The sequence below is a fragment of the Anaerolineae bacterium genome, from assembly GCA_025062375.1.
Lineage (GTDB): Bacteria > Chloroflexota > Anaerolineae > SpSt-600 > SpSt-600 > SpSt-600.
This window is the reverse complement of record JANXAG010000068.1, coordinates 1-2,690: the sequence shown is the minus strand read 5'-3', so window position 1 is coordinate 2,690 and position 2,690 is coordinate 1. Positions and strand designations below refer to the sequence as shown.

The 2,690-nt window shown below is 56.4% G+C and carries 2 protein-coding genes; one reads left to right on the top strand and one right to left on the bottom strand.

Going from position 1 to position 2,690, the window contains the following annotated elements:
* Positions 1–613 precede the first annotated feature (613 nt).
* Complete coding sequence (locus NZ653_10030; GenBank protein ID MCS7287455.1) at positions 614–943, top strand: hypothetical protein; 330 nt, start codon at positions 614–616, stop codon at positions 941–943.
* Between the two features lie 16 nt (positions 944–959).
* On the opposite strand, the gene ilvD is transcribed toward NZ653_10030, so the two are convergent.
* The gene (ilvD, locus tag NZ653_10025) at positions 960–2,618 is read right to left on the bottom strand and encodes a dihydroxy-acid dehydratase (protein ID MCS7287454.1); all 1,659 of its coding nucleotides are present in this window, start codon (positions 2,616–2,618) and stop codon (positions 960–962) included.
* Positions 2,619–2,690: the final 72 nt, after the last annotated feature.

Sequence of the window (2,690 nt, the reverse complement as noted above, 5' to 3'; positions counted from 1 at the left end):
GAACCAGTGCCAGATGCTGCTGACCAGCGTGCTCCTCCATGCTCTGGAGAACTACCCTCAGTGCTGGCATATAGAAAGGAAGAGCTGCACCGGGAGGCTTTCAGGGTGCTTAGCCTGGAAGCCATCTAGCGGTTGGTGAAGTGGCCCTGATTGCAGTGCTCTTTTTACTTAATCTGGGTCTATATGGGGACGAGGCACTCCATCCTCGGGTGTTTCTTCTGGGCGGCAAGCAAAGGTTGAAGAGCGAACGGGAGGGGCCTTATCTAACGTCGAGGGGATTATATAGTCACTTTGACCGTGCTGAAACGGCATAGCCTATTGGAGCCTCTTCTCTAGGCCCTGGATGCTCTCTGAGATGTGGGTAAAGTCATGCTAACTTTTGTGGTTTAGTGCAAACCTGTTAAGAGAACGGCGGCATTTCTAAAGCTGCGCGGCTTTGAGACATCTCTCGCTAGGTCGTCCACAAGTGGGTTAAAGGCCTCAAGGACCTCTCCCGAAAACCCCACCACTCTCCACGCCAGACTCCTCCACAGATAGAGAAAAAGGTCAAGGAGGCTCACTGGGCCACTCACTACGGCCGAGAAAGACTTTCCATTGGCCTGACTTTCTTTTTGTGCTTTTATTAACCGTTCATGTAACTTTCCAGATCGACTGGGGACAGGAGCTCGGTGGGGATAACCTTGAGAAAGTTGCTGCTCTGGAAGAAAGGTTCCTAAAGCTATCCCCTGGACGTAAAGGCTACAATGTCAGGCAGAGAGGGGCCACAGAGCTGACGATGAGGAATTTGATACCTTTTCTCTTGCTGCCAGGTGGGTCTAAAGGCCCCATTTCGGATGGAGAAAAAGGCTCCCTTAGAAGTTTTGCGTCGTTTTTAGATTGCCCTTTTTCCACCTATTTAGATAGGAGAAGCACCGAATTCGAGTATGGCTATTATGAAATATGAAAGCGGAGGCTTTTAGCTATTCCCTCAGCAATGCTCCTTGACTGGCAGCACCCACATAGCGGGCATAGAAACGCAGGAAGCCTGGTGGAATCTCCTTATGTGGTGGCGTCCAGTCTCTCAGCCTGGCCCGTAATTCGCTCTCGCTCAGATGGGCGTTCAGGGTGCGGGCTGGGATATCTATTTCAACGATATCACCATCCCGCAAAGCTGCCAGTGGTCCGCCCACAGCTGCTTCCGGGCATACATGCCCGATGCAGGGGCCCCGTGTGGCACCTGAAAACCGCCCATCAGTGACCATGGCGACAGAATCCGCCAAACCCATGCCGACCATGATGGCTGCTGGCAGGGATAACTCTCGCATCCCTGGCCCCCCGCGTGGCCCCTCATAACGCACAACCAGCACATCCCCGGGGTGAACTCGCCCGCCCAGCAGGCACTCCTGCACGTCTTCCTCCCGGTTAAATACCCGAGCTGGCCCTGTATGGCGCATCATGGCCGGAGAGATTCCGCTAACTTTGACGACAGCGCCCTCCGGGGCCAGATTGCCCCGGAGCACCGCGATACCACCTGTGGGAGCCAGTGGGGCATCCAGTGGTCGGATGATATCGGGGTCAATTATATCAGCGCGGGCGGCCACTTCCGCCAGCGTGCTTCCATAGGCGGTAGGGATGTTCAGGTCCAGAAGCGGCGCCAGCCGCTTCAGAAGAGCTGGCACTCCGCCTGCACGCCCAAAGTCGGAAACTGTATATTTAGAAGCTGGCTTTAGCACCGTCAGCAACGGCGTCTGGCGTCCCAGTTCATCCCAATCTTCCAGCCGGAGTTCATACCCCAATTCTGTCGCCAGCGCGCCCAGGTGTAGCACCAGGTTGGTAGAGCCACCGATGGCCTGCACCACTCGGATGATGTTTCTGAGCGCTGAGGGGGTCACAATTTGGCAGAAGGTAATACCGCGCTCCAGATTTTCCACTACGTGCCGTCCGGCGGCATAGGCAAGGTCCAGCAATTCGGGATTAACCCGGCGCGAACCGGGTTCAGTAGCCGGGAGTGTCGAGTTGCCAGGTAAACTGAGCCCTGCTGCCTCCAGAACCACACACATAGTGTTGGCAGTGCCCATCATATTACAGATTCCAGGGCCAGGGCAGGCCGCCCGCTCTATCTGACGCAATTGGCGCAGGGTGATTTCCCCCCGCCGGACTCGACCGATGGCTTCTTTGATGTCACAGGTTACCACGCGTTTTCCCTGCCATTCTCCTTCGGCCATCAACCCACCGCTGACGAAGAGGGTGGGCAAGTTGAGCCGCGCGGCTGCCATCAGCATGCCCGGTATGATTTTGTCGCACGAGGCCAGGCAAACCAAACCATCAAATCCATAAGCCCGGGCGGTCAATTCTACGGAGGCTGCAATCACCTCACGGCTGGGGAGAACGGAGTGCATCCCGGCGCCCTGGCAAATCCCATCACAAAGGGCGATAGTGTTGAATTCCAAGGGGATACCGCCAGCAGCTTTTACCCCTTCCTTTACCGCCCGCGCCACCTGATGGAGGTGGATGTGCCCGGGGACCATCTCATTCCAGGAGTTGGCGATCCCGATCAAGGGGCGGCTTTCCGGCTGCCGGACCCCACAGGCATAGTATAGCCCCCGCGCATATGCTCCGGTCAATCCACGTCGTTTCATCTTCTCTGCTCCAGTTGAGCTCGCAATTGAGCGTGGGTAGCCCGGGTGATGGGATACCAGAACAGGAGGGGA

What these genes read in the sequence shown, in the direction of transcription:
- ilvD (MCS7287454.1), bottom strand. Translation starts at nt 2,618, where the DNA reads ATGAAACGACGTGGATTGACCGGAGCATATGCGCGGGGGCTATACTAT.